The organism is Bacillus coahuilensis m4-4, from assembly GCF_000171615.1.
Classification (GTDB): domain Bacteria; phylum Bacillota; class Bacilli; order Bacillales; family Bacillaceae_K; genus Bacillus_T; species Bacillus_T coahuilensis.
On record NZ_ABFU01000024.3, the window covers coordinates 1 to 26,225 of the forward strand.

The window sequence follows — 26,225 nt, forward strand, 5'->3', positions numbered from 1 at the left end:
TTATAAGGGTAAGATGGATAGGGTTGATATCCTGGACCAACGCCAGGGTAAGGTGGATAGGGCGGATATGGTGGTGGATATGGGCCGTATGGTGGGCAGCATGGTCTATTTGTAAACGCTGCACCAGCCAAACCACCTATCGCAAGTCCTCCAAGGAATGGAATTGCTCCAAAAAACGGAAAAAACGGGAAAAAACGTTCATCTTGTCTATATTGATATCTAACTGGGTATTGGCTTCTTCTAAGCATACTAACTCCTCCCTTCTACATTTATCATATGGAAGGAAAACGAGCATGAGCCTGTCTAGATAAAGGTTGGGCATATAAAAAGATTATTTTCATACACCTCCCTTACTTATCATAAAGTACATTAAATAGCACGAATAGCGAAGAGTGTAATTTCGGGCTTTGCTAAAAAACGTAAAGGTAAGATCGTTGTTCCTATACCACGGTTTACATATAACGTTAACGTATCATTAACATGATAGAGCCCTTCTCGGTATAGCTTACTTTTAACGGGAGTTAAAACTGGCCCTAAAATGGGAAGTTGAATTTGTCCTCCATGACTGTGTCCGCTTAATTGCAAATGTATTTTATGATTTTTTGCTTCAATGGCAAAATCAGGAGCATGAGAAAGTAACAATGTGAACTGATCCTTTTTTGAAGAAGGAAGTGCTTTGGTTAAATCTGGAACGCCATAAACCGGATCATCTACTCCACTAATAAAGAAGGAATCTCCATGGCTATTACGAATTTCATGAAAGCTATTATTTAGATATGTGATATTAGCCTCTCGATATATGTACTCAATTCTTGTCGCACTAGACGAAAATGCATGATCATGATTCCCCTTCACTGCGTATATTCCGTAAGGGGCTTGAAGTAACCGAAGCAATCGAATTAATTCTAATGACTCTGAAAAATTTTCGGTCGAATCGAATAAGTCTCCTGTAAATACAATAAGATCTGGTTGCAAGCTATTGATTTTATCCACTAATGTACCGAATTGACTACAATTATATTGAAAACCTAAATGTGTATCGCTGAACTGTAGAATTTTCATGTCGTGAAAACTGTCTGGAATAGGAGCATCTAGTGTTAATTCTGTTATAGATAGACTTCTTGGTTCAATAAAGCGTGAATAAACGTATCCAACCGTTGGAACTGAGAGTATAATAGATAAAGAGCGTATGGATTTTTTGATGAACTGTCTTCTGTTTATCATTTCATTCATTTGGGCACCTCTAACTAATTTATGAACTTGAAAACAGTTTATGGTAAAATAGCTCCTTAGTAAAGAATTAAGAGTAATAGTCTGATAGGTAAACTCTAGTCACTACTTAGAATAAGGCTCTGTTAAACAACGCTGTTGATTTCCGCAGGAGTCTTCGCCATTTTGCTCCAATCAACTGCTGAAAATTAATAGTAAAAGTCATCAATACTCTCTAACAAAGCATAGAATGAAGAAGGGGGAGCTAATTGTGAGTAATCAGCATGCTACCTATGACATAATGATTATACCTTTAGATATAGGGGATGTTCGTTTATACATCAAAGGATTCAAAGAAGAGAAATTTGGAGAAGTTACGCTTTACTATAAAAGTGTCGTGTTAAGAAATAAAGGAAGAAACAGAAAGAAAACCATGATAAAATGTCTATCTCAACTACATGAATCTCTCGTTAGTGATGAGAAACGATTATGATTTTAACGCTTTAACTTGTATTTGGGTTAAAGCGTTTAATTTTTTTCTTTGCCCTTTTCTCCGTATTTTCATAGTTCGTTGTTTATTTAGTAAAACTCTTTCAATGACCTAAGGAAATTGCTTAGTATTTTCAAAGGGAAAGTGGAAAAAAGCCCAAAAATCAAAGATTTATTCAAAAATTCGGGGAGCTGTGTTTAATAGAGCTATTTTTTAAAAAACTAACTTAAAGCAAAAGATAACGCTTTCACAAGGTGTGTTTCTGTGTTAGAATATGACTGAATATTCATTCATTTTACTAAGGGGGATTAAGATGGAGAAAGTGGTCATTATCACAGGTGGTTCTAGCGGCATGGGGAAATTTATGGCGATGAAGCTAGTAGAGGAAGGGGCCTCTGTTGTCATTACCGGAAGAGATGTAGATAGACTTAAAGCAGCAGCAGATGAAATAACAGGACCAGGCAGTATTGAAACCTTTCAAATGGATGTTCGAAATATAGAAGATTTAGAAAAGCTGGTTCAATTTACACATGATCGGTTTGGTACCATCGATAGCCTTATCAACAATGCAGCAGGAAACTTTATCGTTCCAGCTGAAAAATTATCGGTAAACGGGTGGAATGCCGTTATTGATATTGTTTTAAATGGTACATTTTATTGTTCCAAAACAGTAGGAGAATACTTTATTCAACATGGTAAGAGCGGTTCAATTTTAAATATGGTAGCTACATATGCATGGGGAGCAGGAGCAGGTGTCATTCACTCCGCTGCTGCTAAAGCGGGAGTATTATCACTTACTAGAACCCTTGCGGTTGAGTGGGGAAGTAGATATGGTATACGTGTTAATGCTATTGCACCAGGTCCAATTGATAAAACGGGTGGAGCTGAAAAGCTATGGACATCAGAAGAAGCCGCACAACGCACAATTGCAAGTGTTCCATTAAAAAGGTTAGGCCAGCCAGAGGAAATTGCTGAATTAGCTTATTTCTTACTTTCTGATAAAGCTGGATATATAAATGGGGAATGCGTCACAATGGACGGTGGTCAGTGGTTAAACCCACATCCATTCTAAAATTTAGTGAAATACCATGTAAAAGAAACTCTTTCGACAAATACGAAAGAGTTTTTCTGTGTGAACTTGTATAGTTCTCCGTATCCTTGTCAAACTATAAAAAAGAGGACGAAAGGAGAATTTATGAGTCAATATATTCTAGTCCTATGTGTTCTAGTTGTTTTGGTTTTAATTGCTTCATTCATCTATACGCTGAAGGTCCCAAAGCAGCACAACGAAGAGCAAGATAAAAGTATTCCACAATCTGTTAAAAAACATGGGATTCTAGCTAATCCTATATTTTTGACCTATATTGTTGCAGGTGTCTTGATTGCATTCTATATTATTTATTTGATAGCTGGATAAGGCTAATGACTTGTTCTAGCTTATCCATGTCTACACCTCTTATAACGATATCCCCATATTCTATCGTGGGTGTAGCAGAAGAGTGTAATACTGATATCATATGGTTTCTAGCTCTCGCGTCATTTTTTACATCATGCTGTTGGTATGGGACTTGATTGTCTTCTAGATATAATTTAACAAATTGACACGGGGGGCAACTAGGCTGGGTATAGAGTTGTAAAGTTTTCAATAATCTGTTCCTCCTTGTCTATATTTTTGGTATTATGAAAGATGAACTCTAAAAATATCCTTACATAGTATAATAACTGATAACGTGATTGAAAAGAAATCAGCAAGGCTTACTTGCATTATCGCTTAAACAATGTAAAAATTGAGTTCGTGAATGAAAGGAGAGGTCGTATGTCTCAATTATTAGGAATTATTCAAAGACTAAAGTCTATGCAAGAATCAGGTGAAAGTGGAGATATTCCTCAACGATACTTCGAGTTAGAAGGAAAGAAGCTTTGTCAGGTTAAGTATTTTCCTGCAACAGACACGTTTGAATTGGAAGTATACAACGATGATAAGAAGCCTAGCAAATATCCGTTTGATGATATTGACATAACTGCTATTGAAATTTTTGAATTATTGCAAGAAGGAAAATAAGGGCACATTGCTCTTATTTTTTTTGTCTCTGTTAATCGGCAGTGATTGAGTTCTGTACCATGTTTCCCTTCCAGCAAGGCATTGCCACGTCCTCAAAAGAAAATCCCTTTTATTTCTTTCGAATATGATTTTGGTTCTGTTAAAGAGTGATGTTGATTTTTGCTGTTTACTAGCTATTGATTGGAGCAAAATGGCGAAAACTCCTCGAAAGTGCTGTGGCCATTCAGTTAAACGTATTCGGTTCTACGGGAAGTAGCGTTTGTTCGAAAAGCGTATGCGGCTTCATCGATTCCCAGCGGAAAGCGAAGTCTTTATGCGGAAATCGGGGAGCGTTGTTTAACTGAGTTTACACTTTTTTTGAAGACCCTGTCCTTTTTTTTGTCCCTCTGACTACTTAAAGGGTGTAGGGAGGAGGTGAAAACAATGGCTCAAGTAAATCTGAAAGAATCTAAGCTTCGATTAGAGTATGGTGGAGAAATAAACGAAAAAGGTGTACAAAAAATTATTGCTAAAACGTATGGAAACATCCGGCTCAATGCTTCAGCAGATGATCTACATTTAGTAGCCCAAGCTATCGCTTCGTTAAGTAGTCGACCGTTATTAAATGTAGAAAAATCAGACAATTTTGACGTTCTTTAATAACTTGAACGTTACAATGTTTTAAGAAAGGAGGAATTAAGATGGCAAAGGTATTAGAACTTCAATTTTTAAATAATGCAGGAAAAACAACAACCGTTTCGATTGATGAACCAAACGAACCTATTAATGCTTCAGCGGTTAAAAATGCCATGGAAACCATAATCGCTTCAACCGTTTTCCAAACGTATGATGGTCCGGTTGCATCGATTAAAGGTGCGAGACTAGTAGATAGAACGGTTACATCTTATGAATTAGTTTAAGTGTTAGGTAGCGGACGGATCAATTGTCTGCTACCTATTCTTTATTAAAAGGAAAGGAGGAGAAAGCGTGAATGAAATAGCTGTATTACTATCTGAAGTTGGGTTTCCAGTTGTTGTAACGCTCTATCTTTTACACCGCATTGAAGCGAAGTTAGAAGCGGTAATTACATCCATTCAAACCCTTTCAGAACGTTTAAGCGCTTAATGAAGGAGGCAATCTCAAGTTAGAGATTGCCTTTTTGTCTGTTCAATATAATATGTTTTCACTATTATTCTTGTCCTATGCTAAAATATAAGAGTAAGTCACATGGGATAAGGGGTTTTAACACATGTTAACGATAGAAAATAAAGAGTCATTTCAGCCTGAAATAAAGGATTTAATGATTTCTGCTGAGAAAGTGGCCCATGTTCAATTAGGCAATACATTAGAACACGCTCTACTTGTACTAACCAAGAGTGGTTATTCTGCTATTCCAGTTTTAGATCCAAAATATAAATTACATGGCCTTATCAGCTCGAGTTTAATTACTGATAGCCTTTTAGGGATAGAGCGGATTGAATTTGAATTATTAGAAAAGAAAAAAGTAGAAGATGCTATGAAAAAAGAGATCGCTACGGTCACCTTACAAACTAAATTCGTAAAAGCACTTTCTCTAGTAGTGGATCACCCATTTTTGTGCGTGGTAGATCAGGAGCAGAATTTCGAAGGGATTTTAACAAGACGTTCCGTATTAAAGGTTTTAAATCGATTTGTGCATACGGGTGAGTTTAAGTAAGGGGAAGTTGTATGACAATGTCAGAGTATGAATTATTAGTCGTATTGGCGGAAGAAATGAATATGAGAAAGGCTGCAGAACGACTTTTCGTTTCACAGCCCGCACTTTCGCAACGATTACAATCTATAGAGAAAAACTGGGGACAACCATTATTTCTTCGCTCTCAAAAAGGATTATCCTTAACACCGGTAGGAGAAAAGGTAGTTCAATTCGCTAAGGAAGTGTTACTTAGAGAAGAACGAGTAAGAGAAGAGATTCAAAGCTTGCATAGTGAAGTGCATGGAACATTAAAAATCGCCTGTGCATCAATCGTTGGACAAAATTGGTTACCACAAGTGCTAAAACGCTTTGTTAAAAGGTACCCTCATGCAAAAATTTCTTTAATTACTGGATGGAGTTCAGAAATATTAAAAGCCCTTTATGAAGATGAAGTCCATATTGGAATTATAAGAGGAAGGCCAGATTGGAAAGGGAAAAAGATTCATCTTTTTAAAGATCCTCTCTACTTAGTTGATCAAGAAATAGTGAATATTGATGAAATAGGAAAAACAGATCGCCCCTTTATCCAATTTAAAAGCGACTCTAACTATTATCAGCAAATACAAGAATGGTGGCACCAAGAATTTAAAGCTGTCCCAAACCGAACGATCGTTGTCGATCAAATTGAAACATGCAAACAAATGACATTTAATGGAATTGGTTATGCGATTCTACCAGGTATTACGCTCTCCAAACAAACAGATGTTGTATCAAAAATACCGTTAAAGAATGAACATGGCCAAGCTTTGTACAGAGATACCTGGCTTTTAGGATATGAATCGTCATTTAAATTACGTCAAGTAGAGGCATTTGTTGAAGTTGCTAACGAATTCTTGTATGATTCATAGAGGAGATGAACATACATCTCAATTTAACGCCACGAGGAGGAGTTATTTATGAAAATGATGGATGCAAATGAGATTATCTCATTTATTCAAAATAGTACAAAGTCTACACCAGTAAAAGTATACATAAAAGGGAAACTGGCTGAGATTGAATTTGATCAATCGCTTCAAACGTTTTTAAATGGTGATACAGGTGTGATTTTTGGTGAGTGGGCGACGGTTGAAAAGTTTTAACAGAGCAAAAAGATAAAATCGAAGATTATGTTATAGAAAATGATCGTCGTAACTCAGCTATTCCTTTACTTGATATGAAAGGGATCAAAGCTCGTATAGAGCCAGGTGCGATCATTCGTGATCAAGTTGAAATTGGAGATAATGCTGTTATTATGATGGGAGCATCCATTAACATCGGATCTGTGATTGGTGAAGGCACAATGATTGATATGAATGTAGTATTAGGTGGACGTGCAACTGTAGGTAAAAATTGTCACATTGGTGCAGGTTCTGTGTTAGCGGGGGTAATTGAGCCACCTTCAGCTAAACCTGTTGTGGTTGAAGACGATGTAGTAGTAGGTGCGAATGCTGTTATTCTTGAAGGTGTTACCGTTGGTAAAGGTGCAGTTGTGGCAGCAGGTGCAATTGTTATTGATGATGTGCCTCCATACACAGTAGTTGCTGGTACACCAGCTCGCGTTATTAAAGAAATTGATGAAAAAACGAAGAGCAAAACAGAAATTAAACAAGAGTTACGTCAACTCTAAGTTAAAAGCTTGTTAAGTGAGACAAGTACCATTTGGATCATTCATATGAGTAAAAAGGCAGCTAATGACTAGTTGCCTTTTTACAGGTTGGAATTAAACCTGACCTTTTGAAAGGAGTGAAAAATGTGGACCATCCTTTTATATTAATTAGAAGAGAGCTTCACAAAATTCCAGAATTAGGATTTCAAGAGTGGAAAACTCAAAGCTATATTCTTGACTATTTAAATACATTAACTTCAGAGAGAATAGAAGTAATGAAATGGAAAACAGGATTATTTGTGAAAATTCTCGGTAAAGAGGGGAATAGGACTGTTGGATATCGTTCAGATATTGATGGATTACCGATAGTAGAGCAAACAGATTTGTCTTTTTCTTCAAATCATACAGGACAAATGCATGCTTGTGGACATGATTTTCATATGAGTATTGCGTTAGGTGTCCTATCTTACTTTGTGGAACATCCAATTAATGATCATCTCGTTTTTATCTTTCAGCCTGCCGAAGAAGGACCTGGCGGTGCTCTGCCAATGCTTGAGTCAGACGAAATGAAACGGTTGAATATTGATGTAATGATGGCCCTTCATATCGCCCCAGAATTAAAAGTAGGAGAAATTGGAACAAAGGAAGGACTCTTATTTGCGAATACGTCTGAATTGTTTATAGATTTACTTGGTAAGGGAGGTCATGCTGCCTACCCTCACCAAACGAAGGATATGGTGGTCGCAGCATCGAGTCTTGTTTCCAATCTACAAACTGTAGTATCGAGAAATATAGATCCCTTGGATTCTGCTGTATTGACGATAGGGAAACTAACCGCTGGTACTGTACAGAATGTCATTGCTGAAAATGCCCGTCTAGAAGGGACAATACGAACATTACATCCAGAGACAATGGAGCGCATTAAATCTAGAATAGAGTCAATTGTTAAGGGGGTAGAATGGCAGTTTGATTGTCAAGCTAGGATCGACTACGGAAGCAATTATTATCAAGTCTATAATGATCCTAAAACAACTGAACATTTTATCCAATGGGCAGAAAATAAAGATACACTAAAATTTGTTCATAGTAAGGAAGCTATGACTGGTGAAGATTTTGGGTATATGTTAAAGAGTATTCCGGGCTTTATGTTCTGGTTAGGGGTAGATTCTCCCTTTGGGTTACACAATGGACAGTTAAATCCTAAGGAGGATGCGATTCCGTTTGCGATTGATACCATCACAGAATATATTGAATATATGCAATTGGATGAATAGAAAAAGGATGAGAGCACCCATCCTTTTTCTCGTCCTATATTTTACCCATTTGCATTTTCTGTTTCCGTTTTTTGGACAAACACTTGGTGAGGGTATGGAATTTCAATACCATTTGCATCAAGAGCTGCTTTTAACTGTTTACGTAGCTCACGTTCTACTCCCCATTGTTCTCCGTTTTTCGTTTTTCCTACTATTCTTATGACAACGTCAGAAGATCCTAAGCTTTGAACTCCGAGAACATTTGGTCCCTCTATAATATGGTCATTTTCTTTTGCTAGCTGATCACAAACTTCTTGCATTACAGTTACAGCTGTATCGATATGATCGTCATAGGAAATCCCAATATCAACAAGCGCTCTCATATTGCCTCGGCTATGGTTACTAACAGATGTGATATCTCTGTTAGGAATATAGTGCAATGTACCATCAAATCCTCTAATTTGAGTGGTACGTAAACCTACTGATTCGACAATTCCTGAAAATGAACCCGTCGACACATAATCACCAACATCTAATTGTTTTTCTAACAAAATGAAAAATCCAGTTACAATATCTGATACGAGTCCTTGAGCACCGAACCCTACTGCTAACCCAACAATCCCAGCACCAGCTAAAATAGCTGCCACTTCAATATCGAAAATTTGTAGTAGCGTTACAAAGAAAACAAAGATTAATATGTAATTTAATATATTTTTTGTTAATCCTTTTAATGTTGTCGCTCGGGCTTCTGAAATGTGATTAGATTTTTCATAGTTTGTAAAAAATCTAGAGATTACACTATTCCCAATAGATTTAACGATTAAAAATCCAATGAATAAAGCAATAATTTGAAGGATTGCGCCTCCCACAAACACTAAAATATTATTCCAATCAATACTCTCAAATCTTTCAAAAATACGATCCATAACTTATCACTCTCCATAAAACTCATTTAGCATATTACTCATCCTTTTATCTTAACCCTAAAGCAATCCATGCTAAACTATATACTGAAAGAAAAAATAAGGAAATGTCAAACAGTCAAAATGCGACAATTTCTCTCCATTGTTCAATGAATTGTTCTATATTTTCGCTTATCTAGACAAAGCTAGGTTTAAAATGATCTTATAAGAAAGGTGTTGATACCTATGAGATTACGAGACCCTATACCAGAACTATCTGGAGCTTTGATGTGGCTAAATGCAGAAGAAACAGACCACAACTCTATAGAAAAAAGACCAATTTTTATTCATTTTTGGTCTGTTAGCTGCCATTTGTGCAAAGTAGCTATGCCAAAGGTTAACGAACTTCGTGACAAGTTTAAGGAAGACATGACGGTACTATCCATACATATGCCTAGAGTTGAAGGTGATTATGATATTGATGTGGTGAAGAAGGTAGCACTCGAACATGATATAGCTCAACCAATACTACTAGATCAGCATCATATATTAAAAGAAAAATTTCAAAATCAATATGTACCTTCCTATTATTTATTTGATGAGAAGGGTATTCTTAGGCATTATCAAGCTGGTGGAAGCAGTATGAATATGGTGGAAAGTCGAATAAATCGGTTGTTAGTTGAGAGAGAATAAGTGAATAAGTAAATAAGTGAATAAGTGAATAAGTGTACCCGTTTGTCCATCCTATTGGAGAATATGGGTATTTTTTTATTGTCTAAAAATAAAGAAAAATTAAAACAAATAAGTAGAAATAAATTTCGAAAACCGTTATATTTATTACTATCATGTTTTTTTAAATTTAAGGGGGATTGGCATGGATACATTTAAAAAAGTTAAAGTCATTTTATTGGCCGTATAAAAAGTACTTTATCATTTCCTTTAGTTTTTTTACTTTTTTGTAACAGTCATTACCGTTGTCTATCCAATAATTTTACAGGTAACCATTGATGAGGCCGTGTTAAAAGGTAATTACAATTGGATTCCTTATTTAGCCCTAGGTTTTGTTGGGTTGATGATTATTAAAGGGATTTTTACGTATGTACACCAATATTGTGGAGATTTATTTGGAATTGTTTCAGTTTATAAACTGCGAAATTCTCTATATGAAAAGCTTCAATTTTTGCCGTTTCGCTACTATGATAATGCGAAAACAGGTGATCTAATGTCTAGATTAACAGCAGATGTTGAGGCATTTCGTTTCTTCTTATCATTTGGGATTACAGAATTTATTCGCTTTATACTACTTATTACAATAAGTTTTAGCGTCATGATGACGTATTCTTGGCAGCTGACACTTGTTACATTAAGTACTTTACCTTTCCTGGCAGTTGCCGTATACAGGTTTGATAAAGCGGTCCACCCTGCGTTTAGAGGAATCAGAAAGTCGTTTGGTAAGCTTAATACAAACGTACAAGAGAATTTAAGTGGCATCAACACGGTAAAATCATTATCAAGAGAAAATTATCAGATCGATAAATTTAATTCTTCCAATGGAAATTATAAAGAAAATTATTTGTTTACATCAAATATTTGGGCCAAATATTTTCCTCTTATGGAGTTAATGGGTAATTTAAGTGTGGTTTTACTGTTAGGATATGGTGGATATTTAGTTATAAACGGAAGTCTTCAACCAGGTGAGCTAGTCGCCTTTTATAGCTTAGTGTGGTATTTTATTTGGCCAATTATGAATCTAGGCTTTACTATCAATCTTTTTTCTCAAGCAAAAGCATCAGGTGAACGTCTACTTGAAATCTTAGATGAGTCAGAGGATATTGAGGATTCTCCTAGTTCTATAAAGCTTCCTCACTTAGATGGGGATGTAGAATTTCAACATGTTACGCTTCAATATAATGATGAAAGTGAAAAAGCTTTAAAGGATGTTAGCTTTGTAGCATCGAAAGGGTCTGTCATCGGATTAATCGGAGAGACAGGGTCTGGTAAAACAAGTTTAACACAGTTACTTACAAGATTTTATGAGCCTACATCTGGTAAGATTCTTATTGATGGACGTGATATTAAGGATTATTCCATTCAAAGTTTAAGGAATAATGTAGGGGTAGTTTTACAGGAGTCTTTCTTGTTTTCTTCCACCATCGCTAGCAATATTTCATATGGAAGACCCGATGCTTCTATGGAGGAAATTGTGAAAGCAGCAAAAATCGCACAAGCCCATGATTTCATAATAGAGCTGCCTGACGGGTATGATACCATTCTTGGTGAGCGTGGTTTAGGATTGTCTGGTGGGCAAAAGCAACGTATCGCCATTGCTAGGGCCATCTGTACCGATCCAAGTATTTTGATTTTAGACGATGCAACTAGTGCTGTTGATATGGAAACAGAATTTAGCATACAAAAGGCACTGCAGACTGTGATGAAAAACAGAACAACCTTTATCATTGCTCACCGGATTTCTTCACTAAAGCATGCGGATGAAATATTAGTATTAGAGAATGGAGAAGTTGTAGAGAGAGGGAAGCACGAGGAGCTACTATCCTCTGGAGGACCATATCAACGCATTTATGAAATCCAATATAAGGATCAAAAGAAAATTTTACAAGGACAAGAAAGTGGGGGGAGAGCATGAAGCAAAATCCAAGTGTATTAAAACGTTTTCGCTACTCCACCGATCAAATCATAGATAAGCCATTCAACTGGAGTCAGCTATATAGATTATTAAGCTACTTCAGGCCTTATTCAAAAACATTAGTACCGCTCTCTATCGTTATGGTTTTAATTACAACTGCCGTTAGATTGGCGATTCCGTTAATTATCGGTGTTTATACATTAGATAAAGCCATTCTGAATCCTGATGGCCCTAACCAAGAGCTTTTATTTATAACAGTTGGAGTTGCGTTGGGACTATATTTCATCAATTATGTTGCGAACTTTTTACGTATTCGTTGGATGAATCAATTAGGTCAAAGTGTCATTTATGATTTGCGAAAGCATTTGTTCACCCATGTACAGTGGCTTTCTCATCGTTTCTTTGATCAGCGTTCTGCGGGAAGTATCCTAGTACGTATCTTAAATGATATTAATTCATTACAAGAATTGTTTACAAGCGGAGTTATCAATTTATTAATGGATATTATTCTCTTGGCGGGTATTGTCGTACTATTATTCACCTTGAGTCCAGAGCTTACATTAGCGGTTCTTGTGATTTTGCCTTTAATTGTTTTTTTATTTTCTACTAGCTTACGTAAAAAAATTCGTCGATCCTGGCAAGATGTTCGCTTAAAGCAATCTAAACTAAATTCTCATCTGAATGAGAGTATCCAAGGAATTCGTGTGACTCAAACTTACACACAAGAACAGGAAAATATGATGTTCTTTGATGGAGTCAACACAGAAAATTTTGAGAGCTGGAGAGTAGCTACCAAGAAAAATGCCATGTTTCGTCCATTAGTCGAAATGACTAATGCTGTGGGGACAGCTGTGTTGATATGGTACGGGGCTACGTTAATTCAAGGTGGAACTTTAGAGTTAGGTGAATTTGTTTCTTTTGCCTTTTATTTAGGAATGTTCTGGGAGCCAATATCTCGATTGGGAATGGTTTACAACCAACTTCTTATGGGAATGGCCTCTTCTGAACGTATCTTTGAATTTTTAGACGAACAACCGATCGTTAGTGAAAAAACAAATTCAAAGGAACTGAGTGATATTCGAGGTGAAATACGCTTTGACAATGTGGAATTTTCTTACGATGACAAACGAAAGGCCCTAAATGGCATAGATCTTCACATAAAAGGTGGAGAAACGGTCGCACTTGTTGGGCACACAGGATCAGGCAAAACAACGATTGCTAATTTAATTACTCGCTTCTATGACCCTACGAAAGGGAGAGTTTTATTAGATGGTAATGATTTACGTGATGTTTCACTTACTAGCTTACGTAGTCAAATAAGTATTGTACTTCAAGACACATTCGTTTTTTCAGGCACGATTAAAGATAATATTCGCTTTGGACGCCCTGAAGCCTCAGATGAAGAGGTTATAGAAGCTTCAAAAGCAATCGGAGCTCATGAATTTATAATGAGCCTCTCAGATGGATATGAAACAGAAGTGGAAGAACGAGGAAATGTGCTTTCCGTTGGTCAGAGGCAATTACTTTCCTTTGCACGAGCCTGTTAGCAGACCCTAAAATAATCATTCTAGATGAAGCAACTGCCTCGATTGATACAGAAACTGAAATGAAGATTCAAGAAGCATTAAAACGGTTGTTAAATGGTCGAACAGCTATCATGATTGCTCATCGACTCTCCACCATTAGAGGAGCCGATAAAATAATCGTGCTAGAGCATGGGAATTTAATAGAGCAAGGCAATCATGAAGAACTCATGAACCTTCAAGGAGAATATTATGGTCTTGTTAAAGCTCAGTTTAAAATGTTAGAGGCATTATAGCCGTGAAAACTATGAAGAGGCTGCTCTCTTCATAGTTTTTTTATTCGTTTTTGGAAAAACATTGAATACTTTTTGAACGATTTGGAAACCTATTGAAAAGCTGTCCTCCCAAGCATATACTAAAAGTGTAGAAGATAGTGAAACGTTTCACAAACTCATCCTTATTCATGTGAATTGTTTCACAGTAATTTCCAAGGAGATGAGATAAGTGATGGTAGCATACTTAAGGGAAAGTAAAGTTGCTTCTTATGTATTAACTATTCTTCGTTTATATTTAGGATACGCTTGGTTAACGGCAGGGTGGGGTAAAATTACTGGTGGATTTGATGCAAGCGGGTATTTACAAGGATCCATAGCAAAGGCAACAGGAGAACATCCTGCTGTTCAAGGCTGGTGGGCTAGTTTCTTAGAAGGATTTGCCATCCCTAATGTAGGACTCTTTAATTTCTTAATACCTTGGGGTGAATTTTTAGTTGGATTGGGTTTATTATTGGGTTGTTTAACAACAGCAGCGGTATTCTTTGGAATGGTAATGAATTTCGCTTTCTTATTTAGTGGTACAGTTTCTACTAATCCAATGATGTTACTACTTTCAATCTTTATAATCGTGGCAGGTGCTAATGCAGGAAGAATTGGGTTAGATTATTGGATTCAACCATTCATCAAGAATCAAAGTAAAAAAAGTTTGGAAACTCAAAGAGAAAAATGGAAATACTAGTAATAAAAAATTTGCCTGAATGAAAGATAAAACCAGGTCCAAACTGGACCTGGTATTTTTATGCTCCATTCACCGAAAGTTTGTTTGTGATAAATGTCACAAAATGTTCATGTTCAATTATTCACAAATTGTAGTTTTCGTTTTACAATAATGATAGAGTGATATATATATCTTTATAGAGATCGTTAGGAGGTACCCTCATTGGAACTAGATAATGTCATGCTAAGTCGATTACTAACATCGGCGACCTTAATTTTCCATATTATTTTTGCAACGATAGGTGTTGGGGTTCCTGTCATGATTGCTATTGCAGAATTTATGGGGATAAAAAACAATGATTCACATTACTTATTATTAGCTAGAAGATGGGCAAGAGGATTTACGATTACAGTTGCAGTTGGTGTCGTGACAGGAACTGCTATTGGCCTGCAGCTTTCATTATTATGGCCTAGTTTTATGCAGGTGGCTGGTCAAGTAATTGCTCTTCCGCTATTTATGGAAACTTTTGCATTTTTCTTTGAGGCTATTTTCTTAGGAATCTATCTTTATACGTGGGACCGTTTTAAAAATAAATGGAGTCATTGGCTTCTAACGATTCCGATTATGATAGGATCTTCAGCTTCAGCCCTTTTTATTACAACAGTTAATGCTTTTATGAACTCTCCGATAGGGTTTGATTTATCAGATGGTAAAGCAATTAATATTAATCCACTTGCAGCGATGATGAGCCCTGCTATGCCTACTAAAGTGTTTCATGTTATTGCGTCTTCTTATATGACATGTGCATTTATTCTAGCTGCAATTGCCGCTTATGCATTCCTAAAAGGAAGTAGAGGGGCTTATCATAGAAAAGCATTAAAGCTAACGATGGTATCTGCCTTTATTTTTACTGGATTAACGATGGTTGCAGGTGACTTATCAGCAAAATACTTAGCTGAATATCAGCCTGAGAAATTAGCAGCAGGAGAATGGCATTTTGAGACTGAATCAAATGCTGATCTCGTTGTATTCGGAACGATTGATGAAAATAATGAAGTAAAGAATGCTATTCGAATACCAGGTGCTTTAAGCTTTTTGGCTGGTAATTCCTTTGATACTGAGGTAATAGGATTAAATGAATTTCCAGAAGATGAACGTCCACCTTTATGGATCCACTATATGTTTGATTTAATGGTGACAATTGGGATGTACGGAATGTTTATCGCTTTATTATTCCTCGGACTTTGGATTTGGAAGAAAGGTAATCCTTTCTCAAAACCAGTTCTGTGGGGAATTGTAGCAGCTGGTCCTTTATCGATGCTTGCCATTGAATTTGGTTGGTTATATGCAGAAGTTGGAAGACAGCCATGGATCTTACGTGGATATATGACGGTTTCTGAAGCAGCAACTAAAGGGGATGGAGTGGGCATTACGTTTGTCCTATTCATTTTGTTATATATGATTTTAGCCATTGTGACGATTTCAGTATTAATTAAAATGTTTAAGAATAAACCTGCTGAAGCAGAGCTAGAAAAACGTTTTAAAGAGGAAAATTAAGGAGAGAGGTTTCTCTCCTTATCTCGTGTAAAGGGTTGGAAGGAGGATCATGATGATGACGTTGGAACTATTAGGAATTACGGTGCTATGGACGTTTCTTTACGGTTATTTAATCGTGGCAAGTATAGATTTTGGTGCAGGATTTTTTGCTTTTTATGGTAAATGGACAGGAAGAGATCATCTCATCAATGACTTAATCAGCAGGTACCTTTCTCCTGTTTGGGAAGTGACGAATGTATTTTTTGTATTTTTCTTTGTCGGTATTGTAGGATTCTTTCCTGATACAGCTTACTATTACGGTACAGCTTTACTTATTCCAGGTAGTATAGCTATCATCTTAATAGCCATTAGAGGATCTTTTTATGCTTTTGGTAATTATGGGTCGAAAGATAATATGTTTTACTTGTTTTTATACGGCGCAACGGGCCTATTAATACCTGCTAGTTTATCTACAGCTTTGACGATTTCTGAAGGAGGGTTCCTTCAAGTTTCCGGAGATAAAGTGGTGTTTTTAGCTGGAGAACTCTTTACAAGTCCTTATTCCTGGAGTGTAGTTGTTCTAGCGATTGTATCTGTTTTATTTATCTCTGCCGCTTTTTTAACGTATTATGCTAATCGAGCAGCAGATGATCAAGCTGTAACTATTGTTCGGAAATTTGCGCTTTTCTGGAGTCCTCCTACTATTTTGGCGTCATTTTTAGTGTTTGTAAGTTTACGCGAGCATAACCCGCAGCACTTTCAAAACGCATTAAATTATTGGTGGATGTTTGGATTGTCCTTACTATTTTTCTTGATTGCGTCCATCTTAATCTATAAAAAGAGAAACTATGGATTAGCATTTATTTCTGTTATGCTACAATTTTTATTTGCATTCTTTGGATATGGAGCATCTCATTTACCATATATTCTTTATCCCTTTATTACGATTGAAGGAAGTGTAACGAATCCAATAATGGGCCAAGCACTTGTCATTGTATTTATTGCAGGACTTTTGTTACTCATCCCATCCTTAATTTTGTTAATGAAATTGTTTTTATTTGATGCCGATTATGTTAAGGGTAAAAAATGATAGACTCTTCCTCTGTATATGCTAAAATGGAATCGTAAACAGAAGGTTTCTGGAGGAATGTTCAGTGAGTAAAGAATTTGTTGTGATTGGGCTGGGCCGATTTGGTGGAAGCATCGTAAAAGAATTAGCCGAGCAAGGTATGGAAGTTATGGCTATAGATAAGGACCATGATAAAGTAAACGAATATTCTTCCATTGCATCTCATGCTGTAGCAGCTGATTCTACAGATGAATCGGTATTAAAAAGCCTTGGAATACGCAATTTTGATCATGTCATCGTGGCGATTGGTGATGATATTCAGTCAAGTATCCTAACGACCTTAATGCTAAAAGAAATTGGGGTAGAAAATGTTACGGTTAAAGCCCAAAATGACTATCATGAAAAAGTATTAAAGAAGATTGGTGCTAATTCAGTTGTTCATCCTGAGCGTGATATGGGAAAAAGAATTGCTCATAACATCGTATCAAATAATGTTTTAGATTACTTAGAATTATCCGATGAACACTCTATTGTTGAAATTGTAGCCAATCATCAATTGGATGGAAATTCTATTCTAAAACTAGATATCCGTGCCAAGTACGGACTTAATATTGTCGCCATTAAGAGAGACCGTGAAATTATTGTATCTCCACAAGCAGAAGAAACCATTCAACAGGGTGATATCTTAATTGTGATTGGTGCTGACAATGACATTAATCGATTTGAGAAAAAGATGCTATAGAAAAAGCTGTCCACATTCGGACAGCTTTTTTCTATAATGTAGACTGAATTCTCTTGATATGATCGGAGTGAAAGGGCGAGCCCGCTACTTCTTCTACTACAGAAAATGAATGACCATGTAAATCAAAGAAATCAAAGAATTTCATCCCACCAAAATTCTCTATTTTGGTTACCTTAACGTCTTGATTCATAAGATGTTGGTAAGCTGCCTCTATATCCCTTACTTTAAAGTTATAATAGCTATTTTTTTGGTGATCATCTACATTGAATTCAGTGGAATCGCTTAATTTTACTTCAATCAAGCCTAGTTGAATATCCCCCTTATGAAAGCAAAATCCTGCTCCTTTTTCCTCTTCAGATTCCCAACGATCCAATAGATGAATGTTTAACACTTTTTGATACCATTCAATCGATTCCTCCAAATTGTTGACTGGAATGAAAATACTCCCAACAGTAAACATACTGTTCCCCCTCAGATAACTATATTTGTTTTTAAGTAGTAAAGGATAGTATAATCGTTTTAATAAATCTACTATACCATAATGATTGGAATAGTATGAAAGAATAGATAATAAATTACAAATCCCCTCGAACTACTGATACATTTTTGTTAAGATTACTAAAATGAATAGAGGAGGAAAACCCGTGATTAGGTATCCATTATTAGAAAAAGACAAGAATATGGCTATAACTGCTCCATCTTCTGGTATTCCTAAAGAATTGCATTCTATGTTTATATTAGCCTGCAACCGTATGATGGTACGAGGATATAGCTTGAAGATTGGAGAAACAGTTTGGACACAAAATAAAGCAAAGTCAGCACCTGCATGGGTGAGAGGTGAGGAATTTAATCGGTTGATGATGGATGAATCAGTTTCTATTATTCTACCTCCTTGGGGAGGAGAACTCTTAATAGAGATACTAGAATACGTGGATTTTGCACAAATGCAGGAAAAGTGGATAGTGGGATATTCTGATACTAGTTTACTTTCATTAGCTGTCACCTTACAGACTGGAATAGCTACAGTGCATGGGCCTAATCTTGTAGATTTAAGAGGAGAGCAGTGGGATGACACTACAGCTATGTGGGAACGTGTAGTTTCTTTAAAACCTGATCAGTCGATTGTACAATATTCCTCTAAATTGTTTCAAAAAGAGTGGCAGCATCATAACCCTACTTCATGTGTATTTCATCTTACTGAACAAACGTATTGGAAGTCAGTACAACCAACACCCGTGAAAATAAAAGGAAGGTTATTAGGGGGATGTATTGATGTAATAAGGCATTTAGCTGGAACGCCTTTTGGGAATATTCAAACATTTAAAGAAAGATATATTCAACACGATCAAATTATTTGGTACTTTGAGAACTGTGAATTAAGTGTGACCGATTTAAGAAGATCGCTTGTTCAGTTAAAATTGGCCGGTTGGTTTACTGATTGTTCAGGAATTATGTTTGGACGTAGTCCTGCAAATCAGTCCGTAGGAAATTATACGGCACAGGATGCCTATGAAGATTTAGCTGAAGAGTTACAGATCCCCATAGTATATGATTTAGATTTTGGGCATGTTCCACCTCAAATGACGCTTGTTAATGGGGCCTTCGCTGAGGTAGAAGTGGATAACGGAGTAGGAGTAGTCGTTCAGTATTTTGTTTAAATAGGGGGAATAGGGGTTTGAAGGAAGAGTTTGCTAGAATCCATATAGTTGGTTCTGTGGGTAGTGGAAAATCGACGTTAGGAAAAAGGCTTTCATGCATTCTTGAAGTACCGTGCTACAGTCTTGATGACCTATGTTGGGAGAGAAATGCAAACGGGGATCGAAGACGAACTGAGGAAGAAAGACATACACTTTTACAGAGTATAGTTTATAAAGAAAATTAAATAATAGAAGGGGTTCATAATGAGGAATGGGTTTATGATGCTTTTAAAGAGAGTGATGTCATCATCTTCTTGGACCTCCCATTTCATCTTAGAACCTGGAGAATTAGTAAGCGATTTATTCTTCAAGTCCTTCGAGTTGAAAAGTCAGCATACAAACCAACGCTTCAAATCTTCTTAAAAATGTTCAAGAGGAATCGACAATTTGAAAATAGGGGCAAATCCAATATCATAAAGGTTGCTGGACGGTATCAGGATAAATTTTTTCATCTGTCATCCAAGAAGGAGTTGCAACGATTTGTCCAAAACATAGGAGAAAAAAGAGGAATGTTCTGTGAGAAGAACATTCCTCTTTTTGATTATACTTCCATAATAATAGGAAGTATCATAGGTCGACGCTTTGTCTTTTCATATAAGAATGGAGCTAACGTATCAGTGATTTCATTTTTAATTTCTGACCACTGAGTTGTTTTTCTCTCAAGTAGCTTGTCTAAGTGTTTAGCGATTAAGCTTTGAGCCTCATTAATTAAATCTCCGGACTCTCTCATGTATACAAATCCTCTAGAAATTAAATCAGGTCCTGAAGAAATTTTGTATTCTTTCATATTCATGCTTACTACTACGACAACTAGGCCCTCTTCAGAAAGTATTCGGCGATCTCGTAATACAATGTTTCCAATATCACCAATTCCACTGCCATCGATATAAACGTTACCAGATGGAATTTTTCCAGCAACTTGAGCTTGATCGCTACTCAGTGCAAGAACTTCACCATTATCCATAATAAAGCAATCTTCTGGTTGTACTCCACAATCAACAGCTAATTGAGCATGCATTTTTTTGCATTCTAAACTCACCATGTATTGGCATAAAGAATTTTGGTTTAATTAATCGTAACATTAATTTTTGTTCTTCCTGTCCACCATGTCCTGACGTGTGAATGTCATTTAATGAACCGTGAATAACTTCTGCGCCTGCGCGGTATAAAAGGTTAATGGTACGATTTACACTAATCGTATTTCCTGGAATTGGAGAAGAAGAAAATACGACTGTATCACCAGGCTGAATTTGAATTTGACGGTGAGTTCCGTTGGCAATGCGTGATAACGCAGCCATTGGTTCCCCTTGGCTACCAGTACAAAGTATAGTTACTTCATTAGCTGGTAAGCGATTAATTTGGTTTGACTCAATGAACGTTTCTTTAGGAGCCTGAATATAGCCCAATTCACGACCAATTTCAATGGCTGCTTCCATACTTCTGCCAAACACAGCAACTTTACGATTGTTGATGACAGCCGATTCAATGACTTGTTGAAGTCGGTGAATGTTTGAAGCAAACGTTGCAAAAATAACTCGGCCGTCTACCTTGCGGAAAATGTCATGAATGCTATCTCCTACTTTTCGTTCTGACATCGTAAAGTTAGGAACTTCACTGTTCGTACTGTCAGAAAGTAGGCAAAGGACACCATCTTTTCCGATTTCAGCCATTTTAGTTAAGTTTGCAGGTTCCCCAACTGGAGTAAAATCAAACTTAAAGTCACCAGTATGAACCACACTACCTGGCGGGGTTTTAACTACTATTCCGTATGAATCAGGAATACTATGAGTTGTTCTAAAGAATGTAACGGACGTTTTTCTAAATTTGATAATGTCCTCTTCTTTAATCACATTTAGTGTAGCATTTCTTAATAGCCCGTGTTCTTCTAACTTGTTTCGAATAAGGGCAATCGCTAATTTACCACCGTAAATTGGGATATTAATTTCCCTTAATAAATATGGAATTCCGCCGATATGGTCTTCGTGACCATGAGTGACAAAGAGTCCTTTGATTTTATCCACGTTCTTAACAAGGTAGGAATAATCAGGGATAACATAATCAATTCCTAGTAATTCATCCTCAGGAAACTTAATTCCTGCATCAATTAAGATAATTTCATCTTGGAATTGAATGCCGTATGTGTTTTTACCGATTTCGCCAAGTCCGCCCAAGGCAAAAACAGCTGTTTGATCATTTTTAACAAATTTCATAGGGATTATTGCTCCATTTCAAAAGCTGCATGTTCTTTTTCATACTCTAAGTAATGAGTATCAAGAGCTTGTACGAATTCGATATTATATGGACGGTCTTTTAATAGTCGACGTACATGCCCTTCACTTTCAGCTTCAATATACAATGATTGAGTGTTTTCTCTTACTGGTGCTTGCTGTTTACTTTCTTGATAGTAAACTTTGTAAATCTTCATAATCTCTCTCCTTATCCGTTTTCAAAAATGTAACTTTTTCTATTATATATAAATTTATCAACTTTTTCACTTATTTAAAGCAGTGAATTGGACAAATCAATATGACCATAAGAATAAGACCCTCCGCTGGTGGAAGGGTGCACTATTAATTACGCAATTGTTTTTTTTCTTAATAGATCTTTCCACTGTTTTGCTAGTTTCTTCCGGAGCCGTTTTAACATAATCATCACTCCTTACTGTCATTTTACCGATTTTCGTCTGTGAAGTAAAGAAACCTATTGTCTTAGATACGGATAATTCGTTCTGTGCTAGCATTAGTCAAGTGTAGTATATGTATTTTTCTCCAAATCTTTCATGGATAAGTTTGGTACAAATGATCGGAAGGATTGACTTTAATCTTGGGGGAAATTACTGTAAAGTGAAGGGGAAATTTCAAATAAGGAGTTTAACATGAGCAAAATTGTATTCTTTGATATTGATGGAACACTATTAGATCACGAGAAAAAATTGCCTACTACAACAAAACAGGCGATTAGGCAATTGAAGGATAATGGCATCTTCGTAGCTATTGCAACGGGAAGAGCGCCCTTTATGTTCGAATGGTTAATAGATGAATTAGAGTTAGATTCATATGTCAGCTTTAATGGACAATACGTTCAGTTTGAGAATAAAGTGATTTATGAAAATCCTTTATCTCAACCAGAATTAGAAAAGATTATAGATGATGCAACCAATCGTAATCATCCACTTGTTTTCTTGAATGAGCAAACGATGAAAGCTAATACTGACCATCATCCATTTATCCAACAAAGTATGGAAAGCTTAAAGTTTATTCATCCAGAGAGAGATGACCACTTTTATCAAGACAAAAAGATATATCAATCTCTTTTATTTTGTGAAAAAGGTGAAGAAAATTATTACCGAGAGGCTTATAATGATTTTCATTTTTATTCGCTGGCACAAGTATTCTATGGATATCTTACCTAAAGGTGGTTCTAAAGCTGAGGGTATTAAACAAATGATTAAGAAGTTAAATTTTGATTTGAAAGATGTGTACGCCTTCGGTGATGGGTTAAACGACATCGAAATGATTCAAGAGGTAGGCACAGGTGTGGTCATGGGGAATGCGTCAGATGAAGTAAAGCAGTATGCTGATTTTGTGACTCATGATGTGGCAGAAGAAGGAATTCCATACGGATTAAAAAAATTAGGGCTACTATAGTTTTAGTCGCTCAGAATCTCACAGGAATGGAAGAGAGATTCTGAGCTTTTCTTATTTTTATCGATCAATAGCGACGGCATTTTCGATTGGTTTAAAAGGGTCCTTCTGATTAATGTGATCATAGAACATGATACCATTTAAATGGTCGATTTCATGTTGAAAAACAATGGCGGGTAAGCCTCTAAGCTTTAGTGTTTTTAGTTGGCCATTTATGTCAAATCCTTTTACTGTAACCTTTCTATATCGAGGTACAAAACCTGGAACATCTCGGTCGACGGATAAGCATCCCTCACCGGAAGTAAGGTAGGCTTGTTCAACAGAGTGGCTTATTACTATTGGGTTGAACAAAGCTTCTTCGATTAACTCACCTTTTTCGTTAGGAACTCGAATGGCTAACATTCTTTTTGATACATCAATTTGAGGAGCAGCTATACCAATACCTGGACGTAAATTAAATGTTGCTGCTTTTTCTGGGTCTTGACTATTCTTAACATATTCAAGAAGGCTTTTTAACGTTTCTTGATCCTCTAAGCTAGGTGGAATCTTCACTTCCTTTGCTACCTCACGTAATGTTGGGTGGCCTTCTCTAATAATATCACTCATTGTAATCAATGGATTGTCCTCCTTTAATACAAAAATCATCATGTAGCCTATTAATATGTAGCTAATCATAACATTTTTTTGCAAGTTCCTGTATATATTCTTCTTATAAGAGAATTCTACAAGTTTGTTTATCTTAAACTCAGTGGGTCCAATAATTTAACCACATCGAAAGGAAGAAAAACAGCCAGTAATAGGGTTACAACTATCGATGATAGGTTAACATAATAAGAAAAGGATATTGTTATTTTTACACATCCTAGATATAGTAGATAGTGGAAATAGATAGGGGGAAAAGGTATGAAAAAACGAATGATCTCCAGTGTTTTAGTAGGAATCATCTTGCTTACTGGTTGTTTAGGAGGACCGTCTCCAGAAGAAAATATGTTTACCATTATGGAAGAGACTGTCACGAAGGAGCAGCCGTTTCAAGAAGTTCAAGAACCGTTAAAGCAATTGGAAGAAGAAGGTAATACTATTTTCAGTCAAATTGTAGAATTATCTAATGAAGAGTTTGATCAAATTGTAACGTTATCTGACCAGGCACTAGAGAATATTGGACAAAGAAGAGAAAAATGGAAGAAGAAGTGGCTGCAATGGAAGAGTCTAAGGAGCATTTTTCTTTAGTAGCCGAAGAGATAGAAAAAATAGAAAACGAATCGTTAAAAAAACAAGCAGATGAATTAGTGGAAGTGATGAATAAGCGATATGATCTGCACGATAAGTTAGCACAAGCATACTACAAAGCGTTAGACGCAGACCAATTACTATATGAAAGTATGAAAAAAGAAGATGTTGAAATGGAAGAACTTGAAACTTTAGTGAATGATTCTAATACTGCCTATGATGAAATTTTTGTACAAAACAAAGAATTCAATGAAGTTACTGCAGAATTTAATAGAAAAAAAATTAAGCATTTTATGATGCAGCAGGATTAAACTTGGAAGATCCTACGGAAGAATAAGAATCATAAAATATTTTTTAGGTTCACAGGAGCGACTGCTAATTTGCGCTCCTGTGTTTTTTTGTCTATGAAGCAAATGGATTCTAAGTCAAAATTCAATTAGTACTGTATAACAGTTTTGTATGAGGTTTATATAGTAATACAGTTTCGTTGTATTATTGATACAGTTTTGGATATGTAAATTAGAGGAAGTAACATTATATGAAAAACTCTTTTAAAACAGTGTTTTTCAATTGACGATAGTCTTTTTTTTGGTTGTACACTATGAATCGAACTTACATAATTGTATTAGTGTAAGAGAAAAAATGATTGATACAGATACATTAAGCCATATTTTATAGAAATTGGTTTTCTTTTATAGGTATAGTGGGATACATATAAGGTAGATTATGTGTGGTAGACCTGTGAATTTTGGGTATTCTATACCTGTATGAATGTATTTAATAATTATAAGGAAGAAAGGACAGGTGAATTAGATGGCTTCTAAATCAAAGAAGGCACAATTCGATGCAGTTAAAACGCTTGAAACGATCGAACAACAATTTGAAATGTTTCAAATTTTGAACGAAAATGGCGAAATCGTTAATGAAGATGCAATGCCTAACTTAAATGATGAGCAACTTCAAGAGCTAATGCGCCGTATGGTATACACTCGAGTACTAGACCAACGTTCTATTTCATTAAACCGTCAAGGACGTCTAGGATTTTATGCTCCAACAGCAGGACAAGAAGCTTCTCAAGTTGCTTCACACTTTGCTTTAGAGAAAGAAGATTATGTGATTCCTGGTTACCGTGATGTTCCTCAAATCATTTGGCACGGATTACCATTAGCTCAAGCATTCTTATTCTCTCGCGGTCATTATAAAGGAAATCAAATTCCTGAAGGTGTTAATATCCTACCTCCACAAATTATTATCGGTGCTCAGTATGTGCAAACTGCTGGAGTTGCTTTAGGTATTAAAAAACGTGGTAAGAAAGCTGTAGCTGTTACATATACAGGTGACGGTGGTTCTTCTCAAGGTGATTTCTACGAAGGTATTAACTTTGCAGGTGCTTACAATGCTCCAGCAATCTTCTTCGTACAAAACAACGGCTTTGCCATTTCGACACCTCGTGACAAACAAACAAAAGGAGCAACTATTGCTCAAAAAGCTGTTTCAGCTGGTATTCCAGGTGTCTTAGTTGATGGAATGGATCCTCTTGCAGTATATGCTGTAACGGCAGATGCTCGTCTCCGTGCAGTAAACGGTGAAGGTCCTACACTAATTGAAACTCTTTGCTACCGTTACGGTCCACATACGATGGCTGGTGACGATCCTACTCGATATCGTTCTTCTGAGATGGATACAGAATGGGAAAAGAAAGATCCACTAGTACGTTTCCGTAAATTCCTTGAAGGAAAAGGTCTATGGAGCGAAGAGAAAGAAACTGAAGTAATCGAACAAGCGAAAGAAGATATTAAGAACGCTATTAAAGAAGCGGACAATACACCAAAACAAAAAGTGACAGACTTAATGTCTATTATGTATGAAGAAATGCCGTTCCACTTACAGGAGCAGTATGAAATCTACAAAGAAAAGGAGTCGAAGTAAGCC

At 36.3% G+C, this 26,225-nt stretch carries 24 protein-coding genes and 6 pseudogenes; 22 read left to right on the plus strand and 8 right to left on the minus strand.

Going from position 1 to position 26,225, the window contains the following annotated elements; translation table 11 throughout:
• Together M44_RS20665 and M44_RS05600 are read right to left on the minus strand one after the other, a co-directional pair.
• Nucleotides 1–248, minus strand: a 248-nt coding sequence (locus M44_RS20665; RefSeq protein WP_010171695.1) for a hypothetical protein, incomplete at its 3' end; no start/stop codon positions are given.
• A gap of 121 nt (nt 249–369) precedes the next feature.
• Nucleotides 370–1,233, minus strand: coding sequence for a metallophosphoesterase (locus tag M44_RS05600; RefSeq protein WP_010171697.1), 864 nt, complete (start codon nt 1,231–1,233; stop codon nt 370–372).
• Between the two features lie 247 nt (nt 1,234–1,480).
• On the opposite strand from M44_RS05600, the gene M44_RS05605 reads away from it, so the two are divergent.
• The 3 genes from M44_RS05605 (at nt 1,481) to M44_RS05615 (ending at nt 3,116) form a co-directional block, all read left to right on the plus strand.
• Nucleotides 1,481–1,702, plus strand: a complete 222-nt coding sequence (locus tag M44_RS05605) for a hypothetical protein (RefSeq protein WP_010171699.1) — start codon at nt 1,481–1,483, stop codon at nt 1,700–1,702.
• Nucleotides 1,703–2,012: 310 nt separating this feature from the next.
• Nucleotides 2,013–2,771, plus strand: coding sequence for a 2,4-dienoyl-CoA reductase (fadH, locus tag M44_RS05610; RefSeq protein WP_010171701.1), 759 nt, complete (start codon nt 2,013–2,015; stop codon nt 2,769–2,771).
• 123 nt (nt 2,772–2,894) lie between these two features.
• A complete protein-coding gene (locus tag M44_RS05615; RefSeq protein ID WP_010171703.1) occupies nt 2,895–3,116 on the plus strand; it encodes a hypothetical protein in 222 nt (73 codons plus the stop codon).
• Here the strand turns inward: M44_RS05615 and M44_RS05620 are convergent.
• Nucleotides 3,094–3,345, minus strand: coding sequence for a glutaredoxin domain-containing protein (locus M44_RS05620; protein WP_010171705.1), 252 nt, complete (start codon nt 3,343–3,345; stop codon nt 3,094–3,096). The two genes, M44_RS05615 and M44_RS05620, sit on opposite strands and share 23 nt — an antisense overlap.
• 170 nt (nt 3,346–3,515) lie before the next feature.
• On the opposite strand from M44_RS05620, the gene M44_RS05625 reads away from it, so the two are divergent.
• From M44_RS05625 to M44_RS05660, 8 genes and pseudogenes are all read left to right on the plus strand, one after another.
• On the plus strand, nt 3,516–3,761 hold the full coding sequence (locus M44_RS05625; RefSeq protein WP_010171707.1) for a YkuJ family protein: 246 nt from the start codon (nt 3,516–3,518) through the stop codon (nt 3,759–3,761).
• Between the two features lie 423 nt (nt 3,762–4,184).
• Nucleotides 4,185–4,400, plus strand: a complete 216-nt coding sequence (locus tag M44_RS05630) for a DUF1659 domain-containing protein (RefSeq protein ID WP_010171709.1) — start codon at nt 4,185–4,187, stop codon at nt 4,398–4,400.
• A gap of 41 nt (nt 4,401–4,441) precedes the next feature.
• Nucleotides 4,442–4,660, plus strand: coding sequence for a DUF2922 domain-containing protein (locus M44_RS05635; protein ID WP_010171711.1), 219 nt, complete (start codon nt 4,442–4,444; stop codon nt 4,658–4,660).
• A gap of 67 nt (nt 4,661–4,727) precedes the next feature.
• Nucleotides 4,728–4,865 (plus strand): YvrJ family protein, encoded by a 138-nt coding sequence (locus M44_RS05640; RefSeq protein WP_010171713.1) that lies wholly within the window; start codon nt 4,728–4,730, stop codon nt 4,863–4,865.
• Between the two features lie 124 nt (nt 4,866–4,989).
• On the plus strand, nt 4,990–5,436 hold the full coding sequence (cbpB, locus tag M44_RS05645; RefSeq protein ID WP_010171715.1) for a cyclic-di-AMP-binding protein CbpB: 447 nt from the start codon (nt 4,990–4,992) through the stop codon (nt 5,434–5,436).
• Nucleotides 5,437–5,447: 11 nt separating this feature from the next.
• Nucleotides 5,448–6,323, plus strand: a complete 876-nt coding sequence (locus M44_RS05650; RefSeq protein ID WP_010171717.1) for a LysR family transcriptional regulator — start codon at nt 5,448–5,450, stop codon at nt 6,321–6,323.
• A 48-nt stretch (nt 6,324–6,371) separates the two neighbouring features.
• Nucleotides 6,372–7,081 (plus strand): annotated as a pseudogene (gene dapD / locus M44_RS20670) (2,3,4,5-tetrahydropyridine-2,6-dicarboxylate N-acetyltransferase).
• 125 nt (nt 7,082–7,206) lie between these two features.
• Nucleotides 7,207–8,334, plus strand: coding sequence for an N-acetyldiaminopimelate deacetylase (locus M44_RS05660; RefSeq protein ID WP_010171720.1), 1,128 nt, complete (start codon nt 7,207–7,209; stop codon nt 8,332–8,334).
• 41 nt (nt 8,335–8,375) lie between these two features.
• On the opposite strand, the gene M44_RS05665 is transcribed toward M44_RS05660, so the two are convergent.
• The gene (locus M44_RS05665) at nt 8,376–9,239 is read right to left on the minus strand and encodes a mechanosensitive ion channel family protein (protein WP_010171722.1); all 864 of its coding nucleotides are present in this window, start codon (nt 9,237–9,239) and stop codon (nt 8,376–8,378) included.
• Nucleotides 9,240–9,461: 222 nt separating this feature from the next.
• Between M44_RS05665 and M44_RS05670 the strand changes: the two genes are divergently transcribed.
• The 7 genes and pseudogenes from M44_RS05670 (at nt 9,462) to M44_RS05700 (ending at nt 17,722) form a co-directional block, all read left to right on the plus strand.
• Nucleotides 9,462–9,908, plus strand: a complete 447-nt coding sequence (locus tag M44_RS05670; protein WP_010171724.1) for a TlpA family protein disulfide reductase — start codon at nt 9,462–9,464, stop codon at nt 9,906–9,908.
• Between the two features lie 185 nt (nt 9,909–10,093).
• Nucleotides 10,094–11,859: pseudogene (locus tag M44_RS20675) on the plus strand (ABC transporter ATP-binding protein).
• Nucleotides 11,856–13,678: pseudogene (locus tag M44_RS20680) on the plus strand (ABC transporter ATP-binding protein). Before M44_RS20675 ends, M44_RS20680 begins: the two co-directional pseudogenes overlap by 4 nt.
• A 208-nt stretch (nt 13,679–13,886) precedes the next feature.
• Nucleotides 13,887–14,396 (plus strand): DoxX family protein, encoded by a 510-nt coding sequence (locus M44_RS05685; RefSeq protein ID WP_010171727.1) that lies wholly within the window; start codon nt 13,887–13,889, stop codon nt 14,394–14,396.
• Nucleotides 14,397–14,597: 201 nt separating this feature from the next.
• Nucleotides 14,598–15,932, plus strand: coding sequence for a cytochrome ubiquinol oxidase subunit I (locus tag M44_RS05690; RefSeq protein ID WP_010171730.1), 1,335 nt, complete (start codon nt 14,598–14,600; stop codon nt 15,930–15,932).
• 55 nt (nt 15,933–15,987) lie between these two features.
• Nucleotides 15,988–17,001 carry a cytochrome d ubiquinol oxidase subunit II gene (locus tag M44_RS05695; RefSeq protein ID WP_010171732.1) on the plus strand — a complete coding sequence of 338 codons (1,014 nt, stop codon included), beginning with the start codon at nt 15,988–15,990 and terminating at the stop codon, nt 16,999–17,001.
• A 64-nt stretch (nt 17,002–17,065) separates the two neighbouring features.
• Nucleotides 17,066–17,722, plus strand: a complete 657-nt coding sequence (locus M44_RS05700) for a potassium channel family protein (RefSeq protein ID WP_010171733.1) — start codon at nt 17,066–17,068, stop codon at nt 17,720–17,722.
• Nucleotides 17,723–17,753: 31 nt separating this feature from the next.
• On the opposite strand, the gene M44_RS05705 is transcribed toward M44_RS05700, so the two are convergent.
• A complete protein-coding gene (locus tag M44_RS05705) occupies nt 17,754–18,182 on the minus strand; it encodes a VOC family protein (protein ID WP_010171736.1) in 429 nt (142 codons plus the stop codon).
• A gap of 184 nt (nt 18,183–18,366) precedes the next feature.
• Here M44_RS05705 and M44_RS05710 point away from each other — a divergent pair, with 184 nt between their 5' ends.
• Entirely contained in the window at nt 18,367–19,380 is a 1,014-nt protein-coding gene (locus M44_RS05710) for a S66 family peptidase (protein ID WP_010171738.1), read from the plus strand.
• A 580-nt stretch (nt 19,381–19,960) separates the two neighbouring features.
• Here the strand turns inward: M44_RS05710 and rnjA are convergent.
• Nucleotides 19,961–21,629 (minus strand): annotated as a pseudogene (gene rnjA, locus M44_RS20690) (ribonuclease J1).
• Nucleotides 21,630–21,634: 5 nt separating this feature from the next.
• A complete protein-coding gene (locus M44_RS05725; protein ID WP_010171743.1) occupies nt 21,635–21,844 on the minus strand; it encodes a DNA-dependent RNA polymerase subunit epsilon in 210 nt (69 codons plus the stop codon).
• A gap of 450 nt (nt 21,845–22,294) precedes the next feature.
• Here M44_RS05725 and M44_RS20695 point away from each other — a divergent pair.
• Nucleotides 22,295–22,979, plus strand: a pseudogene (locus M44_RS20695) (Cof-type HAD-IIB family hydrolase); the annotation flags it as partial.
• A 144-nt stretch (nt 22,980–23,123) separates the two neighbouring features.
• Here M44_RS20695 and def read toward each other — a convergent pair.
• Nucleotides 23,124–23,678: a peptide deformylase gene (gene def / locus M44_RS05740; RefSeq protein WP_010171749.1), complete on the minus strand. Its 555-nt coding sequence runs from the start codon at nt 23,676–23,678 to the stop codon at nt 23,124–23,126.
• Between the two features lie 384 nt (nt 23,679–24,062).
• On the opposite strand from def, the pseudogene M44_RS05750 reads away from it, so the two are divergent.
• Both M44_RS05750 and pdhA read left to right on the plus strand, forming a co-directional pair.
• Nucleotides 24,063–24,604: pseudogene (locus tag M44_RS05750) on the plus strand (YkyA family protein).
• 502 nt (nt 24,605–25,106) lie between these two features.
• The gene (pdhA, locus tag M44_RS05755; RefSeq protein ID WP_010171755.1) at nt 25,107–26,222 is read left to right on the plus strand and encodes a pyruvate dehydrogenase (acetyl-transferring) E1 component subunit alpha; all 1,116 of its coding nucleotides are present in this window, start codon (nt 25,107–25,109) and stop codon (nt 26,220–26,222) included.
• Nucleotides 26,223–26,225 lie beyond the last annotated feature (3 nt).

What these genes read in the sequence shown, in the direction of transcription:
- M44_RS05600 (WP_010171697.1), bottom strand. Translation starts at nt 1,233, where the DNA reads ATGAATGAAATGATAAACAGAAGACAGTTCATCAAAAAATCCATACGC.
- fadH (WP_010171701.1), top strand. Translation starts at nt 2,013, where the DNA reads ATGGAGAAAGTGGTCATTATCACAGGTGGTTCTAGCGGCATGGGGAAA.
- M44_RS05615 (WP_010171703.1), top strand. Translation starts at nt 2,895, where the DNA reads ATGAGTCAATATATTCTAGTCCTATGTGTTCTAGTTGTTTTGGTTTTA.
- M44_RS05625 (WP_010171707.1), top strand. Translation starts at nt 3,516, where the DNA reads ATGTCTCAATTATTAGGAATTATTCAAAGACTAAAGTCTATGCAAGAA.
- M44_RS05630 (WP_010171709.1), top strand. Translation starts at nt 4,185, where the DNA reads ATGGCTCAAGTAAATCTGAAAGAATCTAAGCTTCGATTAGAGTATGGT.
- M44_RS05635 (WP_010171711.1), top strand. Translation starts at nt 4,442, where the DNA reads ATGGCAAAGGTATTAGAACTTCAATTTTTAAATAATGCAGGAAAAACA.
- cbpB (WP_010171715.1), top strand. Translation starts at nt 4,990, where the DNA reads ATGTTAACGATAGAAAATAAAGAGTCATTTCAGCCTGAAATAAAGGAT.
- M44_RS05650 (WP_010171717.1), top strand. Translation starts at nt 5,448, where the DNA reads ATGACAATGTCAGAGTATGAATTATTAGTCGTATTGGCGGAAGAAATG.
- M44_RS05665 (WP_010171722.1), bottom strand. Translation starts at nt 9,239, where the DNA reads ATGGATCGTATTTTTGAAAGATTTGAGAGTATTGATTGGAATAATATT.
- M44_RS05670 (WP_010171724.1), top strand. Translation starts at nt 9,462, where the DNA reads ATGAGATTACGAGACCCTATACCAGAACTATCTGGAGCTTTGATGTGG.
- M44_RS05695 (WP_010171732.1), top strand. Translation starts at nt 15,988, where the DNA reads ATGACGTTGGAACTATTAGGAATTACGGTGCTATGGACGTTTCTTTAC.
- M44_RS05705 (WP_010171736.1), bottom strand. Translation starts at nt 18,182, where the DNA reads ATGTTTACTGTTGGGAGTATTTTCATTCCAGTCAACAATTTGGAGGAA.
- M44_RS05725 (WP_010171743.1), bottom strand. Translation starts at nt 21,844, where the DNA reads ATGAAGATTTACAAAGTTTACTATCAAGAAAGTAAACAGCAAGCACCA.
- pdhA (WP_010171755.1), top strand. Translation starts at nt 25,107, where the DNA reads ATGGCTTCTAAATCAAAGAAGGCACAATTCGATGCAGTTAAAACGCTT.